This is a genomic window from Rathayibacter sp. AY1F3, from assembly GCF_002931975.1.
Classification (GTDB): domain Bacteria; phylum Actinomycetota; class Actinomycetes; order Actinomycetales; family Microbacteriaceae; genus Rathayibacter.
The window spans coordinates 1-19,526 of the sequence record NZ_PSVF01000032.1 but is presented as its reverse complement, the minus strand read 5'-3'; the positions used below and the strand labels follow the sequence as shown (position 1 = coordinate 19,526).

Genomic DNA, 19,526 nt, shown 5'->3' with positions numbered 1-19,526 from the left:
GAGTCATCGCTCCCAGAAGGACGGTCCGACGGGCTCCGTGAAGTCGCTTCTGGCGACCAGGTAACCCTCGGCGTCGACGGTGATGGGGAGCTGCGGAAGCGGACGCTTCGCCGGGCCGAAGATGACGGCGGCCTCGCGCGTGATGTCGAATTGCGACTGGTGGCACGGGCACAGCAGGTGGTGGGTCTGCTGCTCGTACAGCGCCACTGGGCAGCCGACGTGCGTGCAGATCTTGGAGTAGGCGACGATTCCGTCGTAGTTCCAGGTCTCGCGACCCTCACTGACGATGAGGTCCTCCGGCTTCAGGCGCATCAGGAGGACGGCGGCCTTGGCCTTCTCCTCCAGCTTGCCCTCGGCGTCGTTGAGGCCCTCGGGGATGACGTGGAAGGCGGATCCGAGGGTGACGTCCGATGCGAGGATCGGCGCTCCCGACGGGTCCAGGGTGAGCCTCGTGCCCTCTTCCCACAGGGTGGTCTTGAGGAGGGCGACGGGGTTCTGGTCCTGCGGGCCGAGGCCCCGGAACAGGATCACGGCGGGCAGGGGGAACACGACGAGGGAGGCGATCAGGCTGTTCCGAACGAGGGAGCGGCGGCCGAAGCCGGACTCCTTGTCGGACTGGTCGAAGATCTCGAGCGCACGGGCGCGGGTGGGCTCCGCGCTGCGGACGGGGTGGCGGATGTCGATGCCCTCGTGGTCCGACATCAGCTGCTTGCCCCAGTGGACGGCGGCGATGCCGATCCCCAGGAGGGCGAGGGACATGCCCAGGCCGATGAACAGCGTGTTCAGCCGGACCGACGCGACGTCCTCCGTGATCGGGAACGCCATGTAGGCGGCGACCGCGAAGATCGAGCCCGCGAAGGAGAGGTAGAAGAGCGTGTACACCGTGCGCTCGGCACGCTTCTCGACCTTGGGGTCGAGGTCGGTCATCCGGGGGCGGTGCGGCGGGAGGCCCGGGTCCTGGACGCGGTCCCGCGTCACGACCGCGGTGCCGGCCGGAGCCGTTCCGTGCCCGGTGGCCGACGAGGTGACGAGGTCCGTGCCACCCTCATCGTGCTCTGCCATGGTTCTCCTTTTCACGCCGTGTCGGCACCAGTCGGTGCCGTGGGTCAGTCGCGCCCGTCAGGGCGCTGCAGTCGTCTAGTTGGATCGGGCGGTGATCCACACCGTCAGGGCCACGATCGCGCCGAGGCCGAAGATCCAGAGGAACAGGCCCTCCGCGACCGGCCCGAGGGAGCCGAGCGCGAATCCGCCCGGGGACGGGTTGGCCTCGATGTACTTGAGGTACGAGATGATGTCGCGCTTGTCCTCGGGCGAGATGTTCAGGTCGTTGAAGACCGGCATGTTCTGCGGGCCGGTGACCATCGCCTCGTAGATGTGCGCCTCGGTCACGCCGCCCAGCGGGGGAGCGAACTTGCCCTCGGTGAGCGCGCCGCCGGCTCCGGCGACGTTGTGGCACATGGCGCAGTTGATGCGGAACAGCTCGGCGCCGTTCGCCGCGTCGCCCTGTCCGTCGAGGACCTCGCCCTCGGGGATCGCGGGGCCGGGGGCCAGCGACGCGACGTAGGCGGCGAGCTCGCCGACCTGCTCGTCGGTGAACTGCACCGGCTTCTCGAGCGCCTGGGGGCCGTGCATCTGCATCGGCATGCGGCCGGTGCCGACCTGGAAGTCGACCGACGCCGCGCCCACTCCGATGAGGGAGGGAGCGTTGTCGGTGCCCGCGGCGTCGAGGCCGTGGCAGGTGGCGCAGTTCGCGGCGAAGAGCTTCGAGCCCTCGTCGATCGTCTGCTGGCTGGTGGACGACGTCTCCGCCGAGGCGGACGTCGCGACGCCGACCGCGGCGTAGGTCCCGCCGGTGAGCCCGAGGCCGATGGCGATCAGGGCCAGGGTGGCGAGCGGGTGGCGGCGACCCTTCTTGGCTCGGCTCTTCGTCTTCGGGGAGGCCATCGAGGCGTCCTTCCTGCGGGGGTCGGGAGTGGAGTGGGGCATCGGCGGGCGCGTCACTTGAGGAAGTAGATGACGGCGAACAGGCCGACCCAGACGACGTCGACGAAGTGCCAGTAGTACGAGACGACGATGGCGCTCGTCGCCTCCTTGTGGCCGAAGTTCTTGACCGCGAAGCCGCGGCCGATGACGAGGAGGAACGCGATCAGGCCGCCGGTGACGTGCAGGGCGTGGAAGCCGGTCGTCAGGTAGAAGGCGGAGCCGTAGGCGTTGCTGGAGAGCGTGACGCCCTCGGAGACGAGGGTCGCGTACTCGAGCACCTGGCCGGAGACGAAGACCGCGCCCAGGGCGTAGGTGAGGAAGAACCACTCGACCATGCCCCACTTGAACGGGCTGAGGCCCGTCGCGCGCGGCTGCAGGCGCTCGGCGGCGAACACGCCGAACTGGCAGCTGAACGACGAGGCCACGAGGATCACCGTGTTCACGCCCGCGTAGGGGACGTTGAGGATCTGGGTCTCGGCGCCCCAGAGCTCGGGGGAGGTGCTCCGCAGGGTGAAGTAGATCGCGAACAGGCCCGCGAAGAACATGACCTCGCTGCCCAGCCAGACGATCGTTCCGACCGCGACCGGGTTGGGTCGGTTCACTACGGGCGCGGTGGCCGTGGGGGAGAGAGAGGTGCTCGTCACACAGACCATTATGGCCGATGGCAGGGGAGGGAAGTCGCACTAGCCGGGAGGCGATCCTCGTCGCATAATCTGGGAGCCATGTCGGAAACCCTGTCCTGGCCGCACGTTCTCAGCGCACTCCTCGAGTCCTCCGATCTGAGCGTCTCCGAGGCGACGTGGGCCATGGAGCAGGTGATGGAGGGCGCGGCGACTCCGGCGCAGCTCGCCGGACTGCTGGTGGCGCTCCGGGCGAAGGGCGAGACCGTCGACGAGATCGTCGGCTTCCGCGACGCGATCCTCGACCACGCGGTGCCGCTGGACGTGGACCCGATGGCCCTGGACATCGTCGGGACGGGCGGGGACCGCTTCGGGACCGTCAACATCTCCTCCACCGCGTCGATCATCGCGGCCGCCGCCGGCACGCCCGTCGTGAAGCACGGGAACAAGGCCGCGTCCTCCTCCTCCGGCTCCTCCGACGTGCTCGCGGCACTCGGGGTCGACCTCTCCCTCTCCCCCGAGCGGGTGGCCGAGGTGTTCCGGCGGACGGGGATCGCCTTCGTCTTCGCGTCCCTCTTCCACCCCGGCTTCCGGCACGCCGGTCCGGTGCGCGCCGAGCTGGGCGTGCCGACGGTGTTCAACTTCCTCGGCCCGCTCTGCAATCCGGCGCGTCCCGAGGCGTCGGCGGTCGGAGTGGCGCACCTCGACCGGGTGCCGCTGGTCGTCGGCGTGTTCCGGACGCGCGGGGCGACGGCTCTGGTGTTCCGCGGGGACGACGGCCTCGACGAGCTCACCACCACGGGTCACAGCCACATCTGGGAGGTGTCGCGCGGCTCCGTGGTCGAGCACGACCTCGACCCGCGCGACCTGGGCCTGCCCCGCGCGCGGATCGACGAGCTGCGCGGCCGCGACGCCGCCTACAACGCGAGCGTGGTGCGCTCGGTGCTCGCGGGAGACGGCGGCCCCGTCCGCGACATCGTCCTTCTGAACGCGGCCGCAGGCCTCGCGGCGTTCGACCTGGCGCGCGACCCGGACCTGGTGCGCACGCCCGTCCTGGAGCGCCTGCGGACGTCGATGGACCGCGCGGCGGAGGCCGTCGACTCCGGGGCCGCCACGGCCAAGCTCGAGGAGTGGGTCCGCGAGACGCAGCGCGCCGTCGTCCCGCTGCCGTAGGCGCGAGCGCAGGGCGTAACGTGGGGCTGCTGTCCGCGACGGTGCGGGCGGCGATCCACCACGCGCCGGATCGCCCGCAGGTCACGGGACGCCCGAGTGGTGGCCCGATCCTGGAGGAGACCTCGATGAAGAAGCTCATCAACGACCCGAAGAACGTCGTCACGGAGTCGGTGGCCGGCTTCGGCCTGGCGCACGCCGACCTGGTCCGGGTGGTGTCGGATCCCCTGTTCGTGGTGCGGGCCGACGCGCCCCGCTCGGGCAAGGTGGGCATCGTCAGCGGAGGCGGCAGCGGGCACGAGCCGCTGCACGCGGGCTTCGTCGGATTCGGGATGCTGGACGCCGCCGTCCCCGGTCCCGTCTTCACCTCGCCCACGCCCGACCCGATCGTCGCGGCCACGCAGGCCGTCGACGGCGGCGCGGGTGTGCTGCACATCGTGAAGAACTACACGGGCGACGTCCTGAACTTCGAGACCGCGGCCGACCTCGCCGGCGCCGAGGGGATCGAGGTGCGCAGCGTGATCGTCGACGACGACGTCGCGGTGAAGGACTCGCTCTACACCGCGGGCCGCCGCGGCGTGGCCGGCACCGTGCTGGTCGAGCGGATCGCGGGCGCCGCGGCCGAGCGGGGCGACTCCCTCGACGAGGTCGCGACGATCGCCGAGACGGTGATCGCCAACGTGCGCTCGATGGGCGTCGCCCTCACGCCGTGCATCGTCCCGCACGCGGGCGAGCCGAGCTTCGAGCTGGGCGAGGACGAGATCGAGATCGGCATCGGCATCCACGGCGAGCCCGGCCGGGAGAAGATCGCGCTGGAGCCGGCCGACCGCATCGTCGACCGGATCCTCGGCCCGATCCTGGAGGACCTGCCGTTCTCCTCCGGGGACGAGGTGCTGCTCCTGGTGAACGGCATGGGCGGCACGCCGCAGATCGAGCTGTACCTCGCCTACCGCCGGGCAGCCGAGGCGCTGGCCGAGAAGGGGATCTCCGTCGCGCGCCGCCTCGTCGGCAACTACACGACGTCGCTCGAGATGCAGGGCTTCTCGCTCACCGTCCTCAAGCTCGACGACGCCCTGACCGAGCTGTGGGACTCCCCGGTGCAGACCGCGGCGCTGCGGTGGGGACGCTGAGCGCCCGCGCGCACACCATGACCGGAACGACAGCCGCAGGAGCGGCCCACGAGGAGGAGACGACCATGCAGGACGCACAGGGAGCCGGGCTCGACGCGGCGTGGGCGACGGCGTGGATCCGCCGCGCCGCCGAGTCGATCGCGGAGCACCGGGTCGAGCTGATCACGCTCGACCGGGCGATCGGCGACGGGGACCACGGCGAGAACATGGACCGCGGCTTCCAGGCCGTGGTCGCGAAGCTGGACGCGGCGCCGGAGCAGGGGGTCCCGGCGGACGTGCTCAAGCTGGTCGCGACGACGCTCATCTCCACCGTCGGCGGCGCCTCGGGCCCGCTGTTCGGCACGGCGTTCCTGAAGGCCTCCGCCGCGGTCGCGGGCGAGGTCGCGCTCGAGGGCGCGGACGTCGCAGCGCTCCTGGCCGCGGCGAGGGACGGCATCGTGCTCCGCGGCAAGGCCGAGGTGGGCGACAAGACGATGGTGGACGCGTGGACGCCGGCGGTCGACGCGGCCGCGGCCGCCGCCGAGGAGGGAGCGGCTCCGGCCGACGTCCTCGCCGCGGCGGCGGAGGCGGCGCAGAGGGGAGCGGAGTCGACGGACCCGCTGGTCGCCCGCAAGGGACGCGCCAGTTACCTCGGCGAGCGCGCCATCGGGCACCGTGATCCCGGCAGCGTGTCGACCGTTCTCCTGCTCCGCGCAGCAGCCGAGGCGGCGGCGTGAGCGTCGGGCTGGTCCTGGTCTCGCACAGCGCGCAGCTGGCGGAGGGGCTGGTCGAGCTCGCGGAGCAGATGGCGGCCTCGGTCGCGCTGGTCGCCGCGGGCGGGACGGACGACGGCGGCATCGGCACCAGCTTCGACCGCATCACGGCGGCCCTGGCGGAAGCGGACTCCGGCGAGGGGGTCGTCGTCCTCTGCGACCTCGGCTCGGCGATCATGACGGCGGAGACCGCGGTCGAGTTCCTCGACGACGACGCGCGCGCCCGGGTCCGGATCGCCGACGCCCCGCTGGTGGAGGGGGCGGTCGCGGCCGCCGTCGCCGCGGGCACGGGGGCATCGCTGGACGAGGTGCTCGCCGCCGCGGAGTCGGCCCGGGGCGAGGCGCTCGCGGCTCCCGCCGAGGAGGCTCCGCCCGGTGACGAGCGCGTGCAGCGCCGCGTCCGCCTCATCAACCCGAACGGCCTGCACGCCCGTCCCGCGGCCGACTTCGTGACGCTCGCCGCCACCTTCGACGCCCGGATCGACGCGAACGGCAAGGACGCCACGAGCCTGCTCGGCGTGATGTCGCTGGGGCTCGACCGCGGGGACGAGGTCGTCCTCTCGGCGTCGGGGCCGCAGGCCCAGGAGGCGGTCGGCCGGCTCGGCGATCTGGTCGAGTCGGGCTTCGGCGAGGTGTAGCGCGCCGTCGACCGGTCCAGGGACCGCGGAGGCGCCTCCTCCTACGCTGAGCGCATGGCCCTCCGCGGAACCCGACCCCCGTCCGTCCTGCTCCGCCGACTCGTCACCGTCCCGCGCGTCGTGCGCCGGGCGGACGCTCGTGCGGCCCGGCGGCTGAACGCCCGTCGCCCGTCGACCGTCGTCGACGGGGCGCTCGTGGGGCTCTCCCGGGCCGCGGACCACGGAGTCCTCTGGGCCGGCGTCGGCGTTCTGCTGCTCCTGGCGGGCCGTCCCCGCGAGGCTCTGCGGGGGACCGCCTCGCTCGCCGCGGCCAGCGCGCTCGCGAACCTGGTCGGCAAGCGCGTGTTCGGCGGCGACCGGCCGCTCCTCGTCGACGTCCCGGTCGGCCGGCGCCTGGCGACGGTGCCGACGTCGGCGTCCTTCCCCTCGGGGCACGCGGCGAGCGCCGCCGCCTTCGCCGCCGGGGTCGCGCTCGAGTCGCCCCGAGTGGGGGCGGCGGTCGCCCCGCTCGCCGCCGCCGTGGCCTTCTCCCGCCTGCACGTCGGCGTCCACTGGCTCTCGGACGTCCTCGGCGGCGCGGTGCTCGGCGCGGCGGTCGCGGTCGTCGGCCGAGCCGTCCTGCCGGCCGAGCCGCGCCACGTGCCCGTCTCGGAGCGCGCGACCCGGCCCCCCGTCGACCGCAGCCCGTTGGGGGACGGCGCCGCCCTCCTCGTGGTCCTCAACCCCGGCGCGGGCCGGGACTCGCACCGCCCCGATCCCGAGCCGCTGGTCCGAGCGCGGTTCCCGAAGGCGCGCGTGCACCGGCTGACCGAGGGGGAGGACCTCGCCGACGTGGTGCGCGAGGCGCGCTCGGGGGACTCTCCGCCCCGGGTGCTCGGGATCTACGGCGGGGACGGCACCATGTCGGTCGGTGCCGCTCTCGCCCGCGCCGAGGGGATGACGCTGCTCGTGCTGCCGGGCGGGACCATGAACCACTTCGCGAAGGCGCTGGGGCTGCTCACCGTCCAGGACGCGCTCGACGCGGCGACGATCGGCGAGCGCCGCGACGTCGACGTGGCCGAGGTCGTCGCGGACGGGGGAGACCCGGTCACGGTGCTCAACACGGTCTCGATCGGCGTCTACCCGGAGTTCGTCGCGGCCCGCGAGAAGCGCGAGAAGCGGATCGGGAAGCCGCTCGCCGCCGTGATCGCGGCCCTCTCGGTCGTGCGGCGCACCGATCCGTTCGAGCTCCGGCGCGACGGGCGCACGCAGCTCGTCTGGTCGTACTTCGTCGGGGTGAACCAGGAGCACCCGCGCACGGCCGCCCCGCTCGCCCGGCGTCGGCTCGACGACGGCCACCTCGACGTGCGCATCCTGCACTCAGGACGGACTCCTCGCACCCGGGGAGCGTTCTCGCTCCTGCTCGGCCGTACGGCGACCCCGGTGGTCGGCCGTGTGCCCGGCTGGCGGGCACCGGTGGTGGAGTCGTTCTCGACGCCGGAGATCACCGTCGGCGCGCGCCGGCCCGCGGGGGACGACCCCGAGTGGGCGCACGACGGCGAGACCGAGCGCTTCGACGGCTCCCGCGACGGATTCGACGAGGCCGTGGTGCGGATCGTGCCGCTGGGCCTGCGGGTCTACGCGACCGCGGACTAGGGGGCGGTGCCGGCCCGGTCCCCGCCGTCCGGATCCGCCAGCAGTTCGGCCAGCGCGTCGAGGGCGGCGACCTGCCCGGCCACCACCAGCGAGCGGGCCTCGTCGAGCGGGTGCCACCGGGCGTCCTCCAGCTCGGGGAAGCTGCGCAGCACGCCGGAGCCCCGCGGCCACTCCAGCTCGAAGGTGTTGCTCGCGACGAAGGCGGTGTCCGCGAGTCCGTGCCCGGCGAAGACGGTGACGGTCTTGGCCGCGCTCTGCCGGAACGCGCCGAGGAGGGTCAGCTCCCCGTCGGGCGGAGGAGCGCCGGTCTCCTCCTCGAATTCTCGGCGCGCGGCGTCCAGCGGCGTCTCGTCGCCCGTGTGCACGCCCTTCGGGATCGTCCACGCGCGGGGGCGCCGGGTCCAGAAGGGGCCGCCCATCCGCCCGAGGAACACCTCGGTGCCGGAGGGGCCCTCGCGGTGCAGCAGGATCCCCGCGCTCGTCACCGCGGCCATCGCGTCTCTCCGGTCATCCCGCCATCCTGCCCCGCGCCCGTGGAAGGATCGGCAGGACCCGCCCGCGACCGCACGGAGTGAACCATGCACGACCACGAGATCCTCCGACAGCTGCGCGACGCGCTCGGAGACGCGGTCCTGACCGAGGGCCCCGGGTTCGAGGCCGTGCACACCGACAAGTCGGGCTTCTCCGCACCGGGTCGCGCGCTCGCGCTCGTCGCTGCCCGCTCGGTCGAGGACGTGCAGGCGGCGCTGCGCATAGCGACGGAGCACCGGCTCCCGGTCGTGCCGCGCGGAGCGGGAACGGGCCTCGCTGCCGGGGGAGTGGCGAGCGAGGGAGCGCTCGTCCTCTCGACCGCCGCCATGGACCGCATCCTCGAGGTGTCGCTCGAGGACGAGCTGGCGGTGGTCGAGCCCGGGGTCATCAATCAGGCGCTGTCGGACGCCATCGCTCCGCACGGCCTCGTCTTCTCGCCCGACCCCGCGAGCCGCGCGATCTCGAGCATCGGCGGCAACATCGCGACGAACGCCGGGGGGCTGCTGTGCGCCAAGTACGGCGTGACCCGCGAGGCGGTGCTCGGGTTGACGGTCGTCCTCCCCGACGGACGCCTGCTCCGCACCGGCCGCCGCAGCGTGAAGGGAGTCACCGGGTACGACCTCACCGCCCTCTTGACCGGCTCCGAGGGGACGCTGGGCGTCATCGTGGAGGCCACCGTGAAGCTCCGCCCGATCCCGACCGGGCGCGTGGTCACGGTCGGCGCGTACTTCCCGAGCGTCGTCGCCGCGGCCGCCGCCTCCGCCGCGATCACCGCCGCGCGGCTCCGTCCCGCGGTGATGGAGCTGATGGACGAGGCGGCGCTCGCCGCGATCTCGCGCTACACCGGAGCGGCCCTGGACCGCGGTGCCGCCTACCTCCTCGTCCAGACGGACGGCGGAGGAGCGGCGGAGGAGTCGCAGCGCGTCCTCGAGATCGTGACCGCCTCCGGGGGCGCCGCCGAGGCGACCGAGGACCCGGCCGAGGGCGAGGCTCTGCTGGCCGTCCGCCGGGCCTTCCACCCGGCGCTCGAGGCGGAGGGCCGGGTGCTGATCGAGGACGTCTGCGTGCCCCGCTCGGCGCTGCCGGCGATGTTCGCGGCGATCCGCGGCATCGAGGAGCGGACGGGGCTCAGCATCCCCACCGTCGCCCACGCGGGGGACGGGAACCTCCATCCGAACTTCGTGCTGCCCGCGGGGGACGGACCCGTGGGGGAGGACGTCTGGGGCGCCGCGGCGGAGCTCTTCCGCACGGCCCTGGCCCTCGGCGGCACGCTCACGGGCGAGCACGGCGTGGGACTGCTCAAGCGGCGCTGGCTGGCGGAGGAGCTGGGCGAGGACTCGCTGGCGCTCCAGCGCGGGATCAAGGCCGTGTTCGACCCGCTGGGGATCATGAACCCGGGGAAGGTCTTCTGAGGAGGGCGCCCCGGGCTACAGCTGCTCGGCCGTGATCATCGAGGCGGTGAGCACGATCGTCGCCGCGGACATCAGCCAGTAGAGGACCGTCTCGCGCCAGGACCCGGCGGAGCCCAGCACGGGCAGCGCGGCGTAGCCGCCGGTGGTCCAGACGTGGCGCAGCGGTGTCCGGCGCAGGCGCCGCGGCAGGCGCACGCGCAGCGGCCACAGCCAGTTGATCCCGCCGGTCGTGAGGGCGTCGCCGGCCACGTGCACGAGGTAGCCCAGCGTCGCGGCGACCCGGAGCCACGCCCAGGTGCCGTCGGCGAGCGCGACGAGCAGGACCGTGACGACCGTCGCCCCGGCCCAGGCGATGCGCCAGGAGGGGGCGGCCCGGACGGCCTTCGCGGCGAACGCGAGGGCGGGCAGCGTGAGCACGGCGGCCACGGCGACGGGGCCGACGATCGGCACCGGGAAGCGCAGCGCCGTGAGCACCGGCACCAGGTACCAGACGACGGCGACCGCGAGCAGCGAGTGCATCCCGTGCCGGTGCCCTCCGCTGATCCGGCCCGCGGTCGCGGTGAGCAGGGAGGCGCCCGGCGCCGAGCGGGAGACGGTCGCGCTCGCGTGGTCCGCGTCGGGCACCAGGGCCCAGCCGGCGGCGACTCCGAGGCCGACCAGCCGGAGGTCCAGTGGGAGACCCGCGAGGCCGAGGGGCCCGGCGACGGCGGGCACGGAGGCGGCGACGGCCCAGGCGAGCGCACCGGAGACGGCGTGCGAGCGGCCCATCATCGCGGGTCGGCTCCTTCGACTGGGCGCTGCGACGACGGAGGACGGCCGCGGCGGCACGAGAGAACCCCCGGCCGAGTGCGTGAGCACGGACCGGGGGTGAGGGTGGGCGATACCGGACTCGAACCGATGACCTCTTCCGTGTGAAGGAAGCGCGCTACCAACTGCGCCAATCGCCCAGGGGGACGTGCTGGACGACCCGAGAGACGATCGTAGCGGATCCGCGGGGCCCGGATGCACCGCCGACGCCCGCCACGCCCGGGTGAACGGACGGCGACGAGCCGGTTTCGCGCGGAAAGACGCGGATCGGACTCCGAGCGGCGGGATCGGCGTCCGCTCGATTTGGATTCCGGCGCCGCTGTCGTATACATTCTTCTAGGTCGAGCCGGGCAGCGAAAGCGCCGGACAGACAGCAAGACAGCACGACACGCAAGACGGCAACACCAGTACGACCTACATGCGGATGTGGCGCAGCGGTAGCGCATCACCTTGCCAAGGTGAGGGTCGCGAGTTCGAATCTCGTCATCCGCTCGAACACCGGTCCTCGGACCGGCGTCATCGGGACGGCACCCTCGGGTGCCTCCCACCTGGTCGGCCCTCGGGCCGCCTACACCGAATCCCGTACACGGTGGATTGGCCGAGAGGCGAGGCAGCGGCCTGCAAAGCCGTATACACGGGTTCGAATCCCGTATCCACCTCGATCGTTCACCGAACGAGGCGCTCCGCACGGAGCAACGGGCGATTGGCGCAGCGGTAGCGCGCTTCCCTGACACGGAAGAGGTCACTGGTTCGATCCCAGTATCGCCCACCACGAGAACCCCCGGCCCCTGGCCGGGGGTTCTGTCGTTCCCGGCTCCGGCGCTACCCTCGCAGGATGCCCGCCCCGATCCCCGTCGACGACCAGGGCACCCTCCTGCGGCTCGTCTCGCGGGACGACGGACCGGCCCTCGCCGCCGCGTACCGGCGCAACCGCCGGCACCTCGCGCCCTGGGAGCCGACGCGCTCGACCCGCTTCTTCGAGGCGGGGGGCCAGACCGACGCCGTCGCTGACGCACTCGCCGCGCACCGGGCCGGCAGCGTCCTCCCGCTCGTCCTCGACGCGGGCGGTGTGATCGTCGGTCGGCTGACTCTCGCGAACATCGTCCGCGGCGCCTTCGACAGCGGCGATCTCGGCTACTGGCTCGACAGCGGTCTGCAGGGCCGCGGCGTGATGACCCGCGCGGTCGGAGCCGTCCTGCGCACCGCACGGGACGATCTGGGGCTGCACCGCGTGCAGGCCGGGACGCTCCTCCACAACGTCGGATCGCAGACCGTGCTGCAGCGCAACGGCTTCGAGCGGATCGGCGTCGCGCGGCGCTACCTGCGGATCGCCGGGGAGTGGCAGGACCACGTCCTCTTCCAGGCGCTGCTCGAGGGCGGCCCGCTCCAGCCTCCGCCGACTCCGCTCGTCTAGGGTGAGCGGCGCCGGCCTTCTCCCGGCGCTCCGAGCGGGAGGGACGCGCCCATGACCACGCGGCACATCGGCGGACGAGAGTTCGACTTCGAGCGGCAGGTGGCCGTGATGGCGGTCGTGAACCGCACGCCCGACTCCTTCTACGACAAGGGCTCCACCTTCGCCCTGGACAGTGCCATCGCGGCCGCCGTGCGCGCCGCGGAGCTCGGCGCCGACTGGGTCGACATCGGCGGAGTGCCGTTCGGCCGCGGCCCCGCTGTCACGCTCCAGGAGGAGCTCGACCGGGTCGTCCCCGTCGTGGCGGGCATCGCGGAGCGGAGCGACGTGGTCGTCTCGGTGGACACGACGAGCGCCGAGGTCGCGCGCGCGAGCATCGCCGCGGGCGCCTCCGTCATCAACGACACGAGCGGGCTGCACGACCCCCGGATGCTCGAGGTCGTCGCCTCCTCCTCCGCTCAGCTCGTCATCACCCACAGCGTGGGCGCTCCCCGCAGCGAGCCGGAGAGACCCGAGTACGACGACGTCGTGGCGACGGTGGTCGACCACCTGCGGAGCCGCGTCGATCGCGCGCTCTCGGGTGGAGTGCCTGCCGGGAGGATCATCGTTGATCCGGGTCACGACCTGAACAAGAACACCCTGCACACGCTCGAGCTCACCCGCCGGCTGGGCGAGGTGGCCGCGCTCGGCTTCCCGGTGCTCGCCGCGGTCTCCAACAAGGACTTCATCGGCGAGGCGCTGGACCGGCCGCAGGGGGAGCGCCTCGAGGGCTCCCTCGCCGCCGCGGTGATCTGCATCCTGAACGGTGCGCGGATCGTGCGCATGCACGACGTGCGCCAGGCGGTGGACGCCGTGCGGATGACGGAGGCGGTGCTGGGCTGGCGAGCGCCCGTCTTCCTCCGCCACAACGTGGAGCCGGCGGCGTGAGCGCCCGCATCGACGGCCTGTCCCCGGCCGGGCAGGACCTGTCCGACGAGGCTCTGCTGGCCCTCTACGCGGACGGGGCCGGCGAGCAGTGGCTCCGGGTCAACTTCGTCGCGAGCGTCGACGGCGCGATCACCCGTGACGGCGTCTCGGGCGATCTCGGGGGCGCGGCGGACCTGCGCGTGTTCGACCTGCTCCGCCGGCTCGCCGACGTCGTGCTCGTCGCGGCCGGCACGGTGCGGACCGAGGGCTACGGCCCGATGGTGCTGAGCGACGAGTCCGTGCGGGCGCGGCTCGGCACCGGGCTCGCCCCGCAGCCCGTCTTCGCGATCGTCTCGGGGTCGCTCGACCTCGATCCCGCCTCGCGGATCTTCACCGAGGCGCCGGTGCGCCCGACCGTCGTGACCACCGGCTCCTCGCCGGCCCGCCGCCGCGCGGAGCTCGCCGAGGTCGCCGACGTGCTCGTCTGCGGCGACGCAGAGCTCGACGCGACGCGGATGCGGGCGCAGCTCGCGGAGCGGGGGCTCGGCAGGATCCACTGCGAGGGCGGTCCGTCGCTGCTCGGGACCCTCCTCGCCGCAGACGCCGTCGACGAGCTCTGCCTGACCGTCGCTCCAACGCTCGAGGCGGGGGACTCCGGGAGGCTCGCCCGCGGCGACGTCCCCGGACCGCGCCCGCAGCACCTGGCGCACGTGCTCAGCGCCGGCGACACGCTGCTCCTGCGCTACCTCCGCCGGCGCTGACCCGCCCTACTCGCGGCGCCGCTCGTTCCCGTCGCGCTTGGCCTCGGAGGCCGGACGGGCGGCGATCACGGGGTGGGCGCCGGTGAAGCCGTCACGGGCGGACGCGATCGCCAGGATGCGCGGCTTCGCGACGTGCCAGCCCACGATCAGGGCGGGCACGCCGACCACCGCGACGATGCCCACGGTCCAGGTGCCGGTCGGGAAGTCGACGGCGATGAGGACCACCACGATCACCAGGAACGCCAGGGTGAGCCACGAGGTCACCGGGGCGCCGGGCATCCGGAAGGACGGGCGCTCCAGGCGCCCCTGAGCCGCCCAGCGCTGCAGCTGCATCTGGCAGAGGACGATCATGCCCCAGCCCGTGACGATGCCCAGCGCCGAGACGTTGAGGACGATCTCGAAGGCCTCGGACGGCACGAAGAGGTTCAGCACGATCCCGATCAGGGTGATGCTCGCCGTGAGCAGGATGCCGCCGTAGGGGACGCCCTGCTTGTTCATCCGGCCGGTGAAGGCGGGGGCGGAGCCGTTGAGCGCCATGGAGCGGAGGATGCGGCCGGTCGAGTAGAGCCCGGCGTTGATGCTGGAGAGCGCGGCCGTCAGCACGACGAAGTTCATGATCGATCCGGCGATCTCGCCCGAGGAGCCGTCGCCCAGCGAGCTGAAGAACGTGACGAACGGGCTCTCGCCCTTCGAGTAGGCCGTGTAGGGCAGCAGCAGCGTCAGCAGCAGCACCGAGCCGACGTAGAAGACGGCGATGCGCAGGATGACCGAGTTGATGGCGCGCGGGATGACCTTCGCCGGCTCCGCGGTCTCGCCCGCCGCCGTGCCGACAAGCTCGACTCCGGAGTAGGCGAACACCACGCCCTGGACGACCAGGACGCTGGCGATCAGGCCGCCGGGCAGGATGCCGCCGTTGTCGTTCCAGAGGCTGATCCCGGGGTCCACGGCGACGCCGCCGGACTGCAGCGGCCAGCCCGCGGCGAGCACGACGACGCCGATCACCAGGAAGACCACCAGCGCCGTGACCTTGATCAGCGCGAACCAGAACTCCAGCTCCCCGAAGACCTTGACCGAGACGAGGTTCAGCGAGAGCACGACGACCAGGGCGATGAGTGCGAGGAGCCACTGGGGCACGGAGGAGAAGAGCGACCAGTACTTCACGTAGAGGGCCACCGCGGTGACGTCGGCGATCGCGGTCATCGCCCAGTTCAGGAAGTACATCCATCCGGCGACGAAGGCGGCCTTCTCGCCCAGGAACTCGCGGGCGTAGGAGATGAAGGAGCCCGAGCTCGGCCGGTGCAGGACCAGCTCGCCGAGCGCGCGGAGGATCAGGTAGGCGAAGACACCGCAGACCGCGTACACGACGACGAGCGAGGGACCGGCGGTGGCGAGTCGGCCGCCCGCGCCGAGGAAGAGGCCGGTGCCGATCGCGCCGCCGATGGCGATCATCTGCAGCTGCCGGGGCTTGAGCCCGGGACGGTAGCCCTCCTGCTCCTTCGAGAAGTCGGGCTGCACGGGCCCGCGGTCGTCGTCGCTCTGCGTCACGGGGGCTCCCTCGTCACCGGATCGCGCCGGGCGGCTGCTCCGGCACGCCCGTCAGGGTAAGGGCGCGCTGCTCGGAGGAGGCGGGTGGCGCGGTCCGCGGCATGCGGATCCTCTCAGGATCGGGGCGCCTACCCTGGAGGCATGAGCGGTCCCGACCTCGCACGGCAGTCCTCGCTCGAGGGCGTCCGGATCCCGTCGCCGGCGAGGCGCCTGAACGGCGGCACCGATCCGGCGCTCGTCTGGCGCAACGAGCTCGACGGGCTGACCTTCCGCGTGGACGCCGGGTACCTGAAGTGGAATCCCCGGTCCACGGGCGTCGACCTCCGTCGCGAGATCGCGCGTCTGCGCTGGCTGGAGGGGCGGATCGACGCGCCCCGGATCCTGGAGGCGGGCGAGGACGACGAGGGGCAGTGGCTCCTCACCGCACCGCTGCCCGGGCGGAGCGCCGTCGACCCGGAGTGGACAGCCCGGCCGGAGGAGGCCGTCCGCGCGATCGCGGCCGGCCTGCGGGCGGTCCACGCGCTCCCCGTCGACGCGGTGCCCGAGGAGCTGCGCGGCGACTCCTGGTTCGCGCGCCGACCGTCGGCGCTCGGCGCGGCTCCGGAGCTCGTGGACCCCGTCGTGGTGCACGGCGACGCGTGCGCTCCGAACACGCTGGTCGACGACGACGGACGCTGGAGCGGCACGGTCGACGTCGGCGACCTGGGCGTGGGCGACCGCTGGGCGGATCTGGCGGTCGCCGCGGTCAGCCTCGGCTGGAACTACGGCCCGGGCCACACCCCGCTGCTCCTCGCGGAGTACGGAGCGGATCCGGACGACGAGCGCGCGGCCTACTACCGCGCGCTCTGGTCGTCCGAGTCCTGAGTCATTTCTTCTTCGCGGCCTCGTCGTCCTGGGCCGCGCCCTCGTCGCTGCGGTTCTCGCTCGCCAGGCGCAGCCAGCGTCCGTCGCGGACGTCCTTCTCGTGCACGGCCGCCTTCTTGTCGCTCCCGGCGGTGTCGCGCGGGGGGAGCTGGATGGTCTCCTCCGCCTCGATGCCCGCCTGCAGCTCGCGTCCGCGCTCGAGCTCGGCGTCGAACTCCGCGCCGAAGAGCAGGGCGATGTTGGTGATCCAGATCCAGAGGAGGAAGACGATCACCGCGCCGAGCGAGCCGTAGGTCTTGTTGTAGTTGGAGAAGTTGGCCACGTAGAACGCGAAGCCGGTCGAGGCGATCAGCCAGATCGCCAGGGCGACGATCGATCCGATGCTGATCCAGCGGAACTTCGGCTGGCGGATGTTGGGCGCCCAGTAGTACAGGGTCGCGACGATCACGATCGCGATGACCACGAGCACCGGCCATTTCGCGATGTTCCACACGGTGAGGGCGGCGGGGCCGAGGCCCACGACGTCGCCGACGGCGGTCGCGACCGGTCCGCTGAGCACGAGGATGAGCGCCGCGATCACGATCAGGACGACCGTCACCACGGTCACGCCGAGCATCGTCGGGCGGAGCTTCCAGAAGGGGCGCCCCTCGTCGATCTGGTAGACGCGGTTCATCGCGCGGCCGAAGGCGCCGACGTAGCCGGAGGCGGACCAGATCGCTCCGACGACACCGGTCACGAAGGCGAGACCCGCGGCGGAGGAGCTGGTCAGCGCCTGGATCGGGTCGCGCAGCAGGTCGACGACCTCGCTCGACGCGAGGTTCCCGATCAGGTCGAGCACCAGATCAGTGGTGGCCTGCGCCTGGCCGAAGAGCCCCAGCACCGACACGATCGCGAGCAGGGCGGGGAAGAGCGCGAGCACGGCGTAGTAGGTGAGCGCGGCGGCGAGGTCGGTGCACTGGTCCGCGCCGAACTCGCGGGCCGTCTTCTTGAGGACGTAGAACCAGGAGCGCTTGGTGATGTCGGTGACGTCGTCGGGCTTCCGGGAATCGTCGGGATCGGGCGCTGTCTTCTCGCGGGTCGTGCTCTGCTCGGCCATGCGGACACGCTACGGGGCCGACAGTCGTCGGACGGCCCCCTTGACGGCGCGGCCGGTCGTGTCGCGGGTCAGGCCCGGCGCTGGCGCGCAGCGGCGAGGGTGCCGAAGAGGAGGAAGGAGCAGGTCGCGGCGAGGACGGTCAGCAGGGGAGCCTCCCAGCCGCCGCTCGCGTCGTGCGCGAAGCCGATGACGGTCGGGGCGGTGGCGGCCACGGCGTAGCCGATCCCCTGCACCGTGGCCGAGAGCCGCGACGCGTGGGCGTCGGAGCGGGAGAGCCGCACGACGAGCACGAAGACCACCGTGAATCCTCCGCCCTGGGCCGCGCCGCCCAGCACGCACCAGAGCGCCCAGAGCTGCGGGGCGAGCAGCAGCCCCGCCGGCACCGTGCACCAGAGGAGGCCGACGAGCACGATGCCCCCCAGGGGTCCGAGCCTCCGGACCAGGAGCGGGACGCCGAGGGCGCCGGCGACCGCGGCGAGCTGGAACACCGAGGCGCTCGCGCCCGCGGTCGCGATCGAGAAGCCGTTGCGGTCGACGAGCAGCGAGGGGAGCCACGCCGTCACGCCGTAGTACGAGAACGCCTGGCTCGAGAAGCAGAGCGCGAGCGCCAGCACGGTCGCGCTGCGGAAGATCCGCGGAGCCGGTGCGGCCGGTGCGCGGTCGGCGCGGGCCGGGCGGGGAGCCGGACGCAGGGCCGCCCGAGGCCTGACGGCCAGGAGCCAGCCGGCCAGAGCGAGGGCGTTGAGGGCGAGCCAGACGAGCAGGGCGCCGCGCCAGCCGAGCGCCAGAGCGAGCGGAGCGGTGCCGAGCGAGGTGATCGTCGAGCCGATGTTGAGGGCTGCGGTGTAGACGCCCGTCGTGAGGTCGACGCGCTCGGGCGCGACGTCCCGCCGGATCACGACGGGGAGGACGACGTTGCCGATCGTGATGGAGACGCCGATCAGGATGGTGCCCGCCACGGCCGGTCCCACGTCGCCGATCGATCGGACGATCGTGCCGAGCGCGACGCCGATCACCGTGACGGTCACGGCGGCGTCGGGTCCCGCGCGGCGGATCACCAGGAGGGCGAGCGGAGTCGCCAGGGCGAAGCAGAGCACGGGGATGCTGGTGAGGATCCCCGCCTGGCCCGCGGACAGCGCGAGGTCCTCGCGCACCGCGTCGATGATGGGCGCGACGGCGACGATCGGACCGCGCAGGACCAGCGCGACCAGGGCGACCGCCACGACGAGGAGCCAGGGAGCGCTCCGGCGCGCGGTCATCGGGGCGTCGAGGGCCGCGGCACCCCGGTCAGCCGGCCAGGCCGGGGACCCCGGCCGAGAGGTTGCCGACGATGGTGAAGACGCCCGACACCAGACCGAGGATCCCGGTGACGAGTCCGGCCGTCGCGAGCCCGCGACCGCCTCCGACGAGCGGTGCGGCCGCCCGGCCCTTCGCCGAGAAGACGATGGCGAGGATCGAGGGGATCAGCAGCGGATTGATCAGCAGGCTCAGGACGCCGAGCACGAGGCTCGCGATCGCCATCGGGTTGCGGCCCGCCGCGGAGGACGGGGCGGACGGATAGGCGTACAGCTCCTGCTCCGGAGCGCCCGGGGGCGTGCCGTAGGCGGGAGCGGGCGCCGAGGAGGACGGGCGGGACCGGTCGGTCCACGCCGCGCCGTCCCAGTAGAGCTCCGAGCCGAGGTCGGCCGGGTGCGGGTACCACCCGGGCGCGGGCAGCGGAGCGGAGTCGTCGGGCATGGGGCGAGTCTAGAGCGGCGCCGATCAGCTCTTCGGCTGCTCGATGCCGAGCGCGTTCCCGTCGGGATCGAGGATCCAGGCCGCCCAGACGCTGCCGCGGTCGGCCACGCCGTTCTCGGTGCGCAGCTCGTCGCTGTCGTAGTCCTCCGGAGCCACGCCCCGAGCCGCCAGCGCGTCCAGCTCGGCGCGCAGGTCGGCCACCCGCCAGGCGGCCTTGGTCTGCTCGTCCTTCGAGCCCGTGGTGCTGGCGGTGACGGTGAGCCGCGTGCCGCCGCAGGAGTAGGCGATCGCCGACTCGCTCTCCTCGAGGACCTCCAGTCCCAGGGAGCCGGCGTAGAAGGCGCGGGAGGCGGCGAGGTCGCGGGAGAGCAGAACGGGGCCGATGGGGGAGTCGGAGAGCACGGTGCGTCCTTTCGTCGGTGGGCCTCCAGTCGACGCCCGCTGCGGCCCGGCGCGGAAGGGGTTGCCACCGGGCCGCAGCGGGCGTCGACTGGAGGCCCACCGACGAAAGGACGCACCGTGCTCTCC

The 19,526-nt window shown here is 73.1% G+C and carries 20 protein-coding genes and 4 tRNA genes; 13 read left to right on the top strand and 11 right to left on the bottom strand.

Annotated elements, in window-relative coordinates; translation table 11 throughout:
* Window positions 1-3 precede the first annotated feature (3 nt).
* The 3 genes from C5C39_RS14820 to C5C39_RS14810 form a co-directional block, all read right to left on the bottom strand.
* Window positions 4-1,062 (bottom strand): ubiquinol-cytochrome c reductase iron-sulfur subunit, encoded by a 1,059-nt coding sequence (locus tag C5C39_RS14820; protein ID WP_104353736.1) that lies wholly within the window; start codon window positions 1,060-1,062, stop codon window positions 4-6.
* A gap of 75 nt (window positions 1,063-1,137) precedes the next feature.
* Window positions 1,138-1,944 carry a c-type cytochrome gene (locus C5C39_RS14815; protein WP_104224648.1) on the bottom strand — a complete coding sequence of 269 codons (807 nt, stop codon included), beginning with the start codon at window positions 1,942-1,944 and terminating at the stop codon, window positions 1,138-1,140.
* A 53-nt stretch (window positions 1,945-1,997) separates the two neighbouring features.
* On the bottom strand, window positions 1,998-2,636 hold the full coding sequence (locus tag C5C39_RS14810) for a heme-copper oxidase subunit III (RefSeq protein WP_104224647.1): 639 nt from the start codon (window positions 2,634-2,636) through the stop codon (window positions 1,998-2,000).
* A 69-nt stretch (window positions 2,637-2,705) separates the two neighbouring features.
* Here C5C39_RS14810 and trpD point away from each other — a divergent pair, with 69 nt between their 5' ends.
* The 5 genes from trpD (at window position 2,706) to C5C39_RS14785 (ending at window position 7,928) form a co-directional block, all read left to right on the top strand.
* A complete protein-coding gene (gene trpD, locus C5C39_RS14805; RefSeq protein ID WP_104225357.1) occupies window positions 2,706-3,776 on the top strand; it encodes an anthranilate phosphoribosyltransferase in 1,071 nt (356 codons plus the stop codon).
* Between the two features lie 125 nt (window positions 3,777-3,901).
* Window positions 3,902-4,903: a dihydroxyacetone kinase subunit DhaK gene (dhaK, locus tag C5C39_RS14800; RefSeq protein ID WP_104353735.1), complete on the top strand. Its 1,002-nt coding sequence runs from the start codon at window positions 3,902-3,904 to the stop codon at window positions 4,901-4,903.
* Between the two features lie 65 nt (window positions 4,904-4,968).
* Window positions 4,969-5,619, top strand: a complete 651-nt coding sequence (dhaL, locus tag C5C39_RS14795; RefSeq protein ID WP_104256173.1) for a dihydroxyacetone kinase subunit DhaL — start codon at window positions 4,969-4,971, stop codon at window positions 5,617-5,619.
* Window positions 5,616-6,293 (top strand): dihydroxyacetone kinase phosphoryl donor subunit DhaM, encoded by a 678-nt coding sequence (gene dhaM, locus C5C39_RS14790; protein ID WP_104256172.1) that lies wholly within the window; start codon window positions 5,616-5,618, stop codon window positions 6,291-6,293. Before dhaL ends, dhaM begins: the two co-directional genes overlap by 4 nt.
* Before the next feature lie 54 nt (window positions 6,294-6,347).
* Window positions 6,348-7,928: a bifunctional phosphatase PAP2/diacylglycerol kinase family protein gene (locus tag C5C39_RS14785; RefSeq protein WP_104353734.1), complete on the top strand. Its 1,581-nt coding sequence runs from the start codon at window positions 6,348-6,350 to the stop codon at window positions 7,926-7,928.
* Here C5C39_RS14785 and C5C39_RS14780 read toward each other — a convergent pair.
* Complete coding sequence (locus C5C39_RS14780; RefSeq protein WP_104353733.1) at window positions 7,925-8,422, bottom strand: NUDIX domain-containing protein; 498 nt, start codon at window positions 8,420-8,422, stop codon at window positions 7,925-7,927. The genes C5C39_RS14785 and C5C39_RS14780 overlap by 4 nt on opposite strands.
* A gap of 84 nt (window positions 8,423-8,506) precedes the next feature.
* Between C5C39_RS14780 and C5C39_RS14775 the strand changes: the two genes are divergently transcribed.
* Window positions 8,507-9,871 (top strand): FAD-binding oxidoreductase, encoded by a 1,365-nt coding sequence (locus C5C39_RS14775; protein WP_104353732.1) that lies wholly within the window; start codon window positions 8,507-8,509, stop codon window positions 9,869-9,871.
* Between the two features lie 15 nt (window positions 9,872-9,886).
* Here C5C39_RS14775 and C5C39_RS14770 read toward each other — a convergent pair whose 3' ends face one another.
* On the bottom strand, window positions 9,887-10,642 hold the full coding sequence (locus tag C5C39_RS14770) for a metal-dependent hydrolase (RefSeq protein ID WP_104353731.1): 756 nt from the start codon (window positions 10,640-10,642) through the stop codon (window positions 9,887-9,889).
* A gap of 103 nt (window positions 10,643-10,745) precedes the next feature.
* Window positions 10,746-10,818 (bottom strand) — tRNA-Val (locus tag C5C39_RS14765).
* Between the two features lie 280 nt (window positions 10,819-11,098).
* On the opposite strand from C5C39_RS14765, the gene C5C39_RS14760 reads away from it, so the two are divergent.
* The 6 genes from C5C39_RS14760 (at window position 11,099) to C5C39_RS14735 (ending at window position 13,756) form a co-directional block, all read left to right on the top strand.
* Window positions 11,099-11,170 (top strand) — tRNA-Gly (locus tag C5C39_RS14760).
* Window positions 11,171-11,266: 96 nt separating this feature from the next.
* Window positions 11,267-11,337: transfer RNA gene (locus C5C39_RS14755), tRNA-Cys, on the top strand.
* A 38-nt stretch (window positions 11,338-11,375) separates the two neighbouring features.
* A tRNA-Val gene (locus tag C5C39_RS14750) sits at window positions 11,376-11,450 on the top strand.
* Window positions 11,451-11,513: 63 nt separating this feature from the next.
* A complete protein-coding gene (locus tag C5C39_RS14745; protein ID WP_104353730.1) occupies window positions 11,514-12,092 on the top strand; it encodes a GNAT family N-acetyltransferase in 579 nt (192 codons plus the stop codon).
* Between the two features lie 51 nt (window positions 12,093-12,143).
* Complete coding sequence (gene folP / locus C5C39_RS14740; protein ID WP_104246762.1) at window positions 12,144-13,016, top strand: dihydropteroate synthase; 873 nt, start codon at window positions 12,144-12,146, stop codon at window positions 13,014-13,016.
* Window positions 13,013-13,756 carry a pyrimidine reductase family protein gene (locus C5C39_RS14735; protein WP_104353729.1) on the top strand — a complete coding sequence of 248 codons (744 nt, stop codon included), beginning with the start codon at window positions 13,013-13,015 and terminating at the stop codon, window positions 13,754-13,756. The genes folP and C5C39_RS14735 overlap by 4 nt, the downstream gene beginning before the upstream one ends.
* Before the next feature lie 6 nt (window positions 13,757-13,762).
* Here C5C39_RS14735 and C5C39_RS14730 read toward each other — a convergent pair whose 3' ends face one another.
* On the bottom strand, window positions 13,763-15,301 hold the full coding sequence (locus C5C39_RS14730; protein WP_244229624.1) for an amino acid permease: 1,539 nt from the start codon (window positions 15,299-15,301) through the stop codon (window positions 13,763-13,765).
* Window positions 15,302-15,442: 141 nt separating this feature from the next.
* Between C5C39_RS14730 and C5C39_RS14725 the strand changes: the two genes are divergently transcribed.
* On the top strand, window positions 15,443-16,165 hold the full coding sequence (locus C5C39_RS14725; protein ID WP_104353728.1) for an aminoglycoside 3'-phosphotransferase: 723 nt from the start codon (window positions 15,443-15,445) through the stop codon (window positions 16,163-16,165).
* 1 nt (window position 16,166) lies between these two features.
* Here the strand turns inward: C5C39_RS14725 and C5C39_RS14720 are convergent, their stop codons facing one another.
* The 4 genes from C5C39_RS14720 to C5C39_RS14705 form a co-directional block, all read right to left on the bottom strand.
* A complete protein-coding gene (locus C5C39_RS14720; RefSeq protein WP_104353727.1) occupies window positions 16,167-17,261 on the bottom strand; it encodes a YihY/virulence factor BrkB family protein in 1,095 nt (364 codons plus the stop codon).
* Between the two features lie 68 nt (window positions 17,262-17,329).
* Window positions 17,330-18,520, bottom strand: coding sequence for a CynX/NimT family MFS transporter (locus tag C5C39_RS14715; RefSeq protein ID WP_104353726.1), 1,191 nt, complete (start codon window positions 18,518-18,520; stop codon window positions 17,330-17,332).
* Window positions 18,521-18,548: 28 nt separating this feature from the next.
* Window positions 18,549-18,998 carry a DUF2510 domain-containing protein gene (locus C5C39_RS14710; protein WP_104251081.1) on the bottom strand — a complete coding sequence of 150 codons (450 nt, stop codon included), beginning with the start codon at window positions 18,996-18,998 and terminating at the stop codon, window positions 18,549-18,551.
* A gap of 24 nt (window positions 18,999-19,022) precedes the next feature.
* Window positions 19,023-19,400, bottom strand: a complete 378-nt coding sequence (locus tag C5C39_RS14705) for a VOC family protein (protein WP_104256165.1) — start codon at window positions 19,398-19,400, stop codon at window positions 19,023-19,025.
* Window positions 19,401-19,526: the final 126 nt, after the last annotated feature.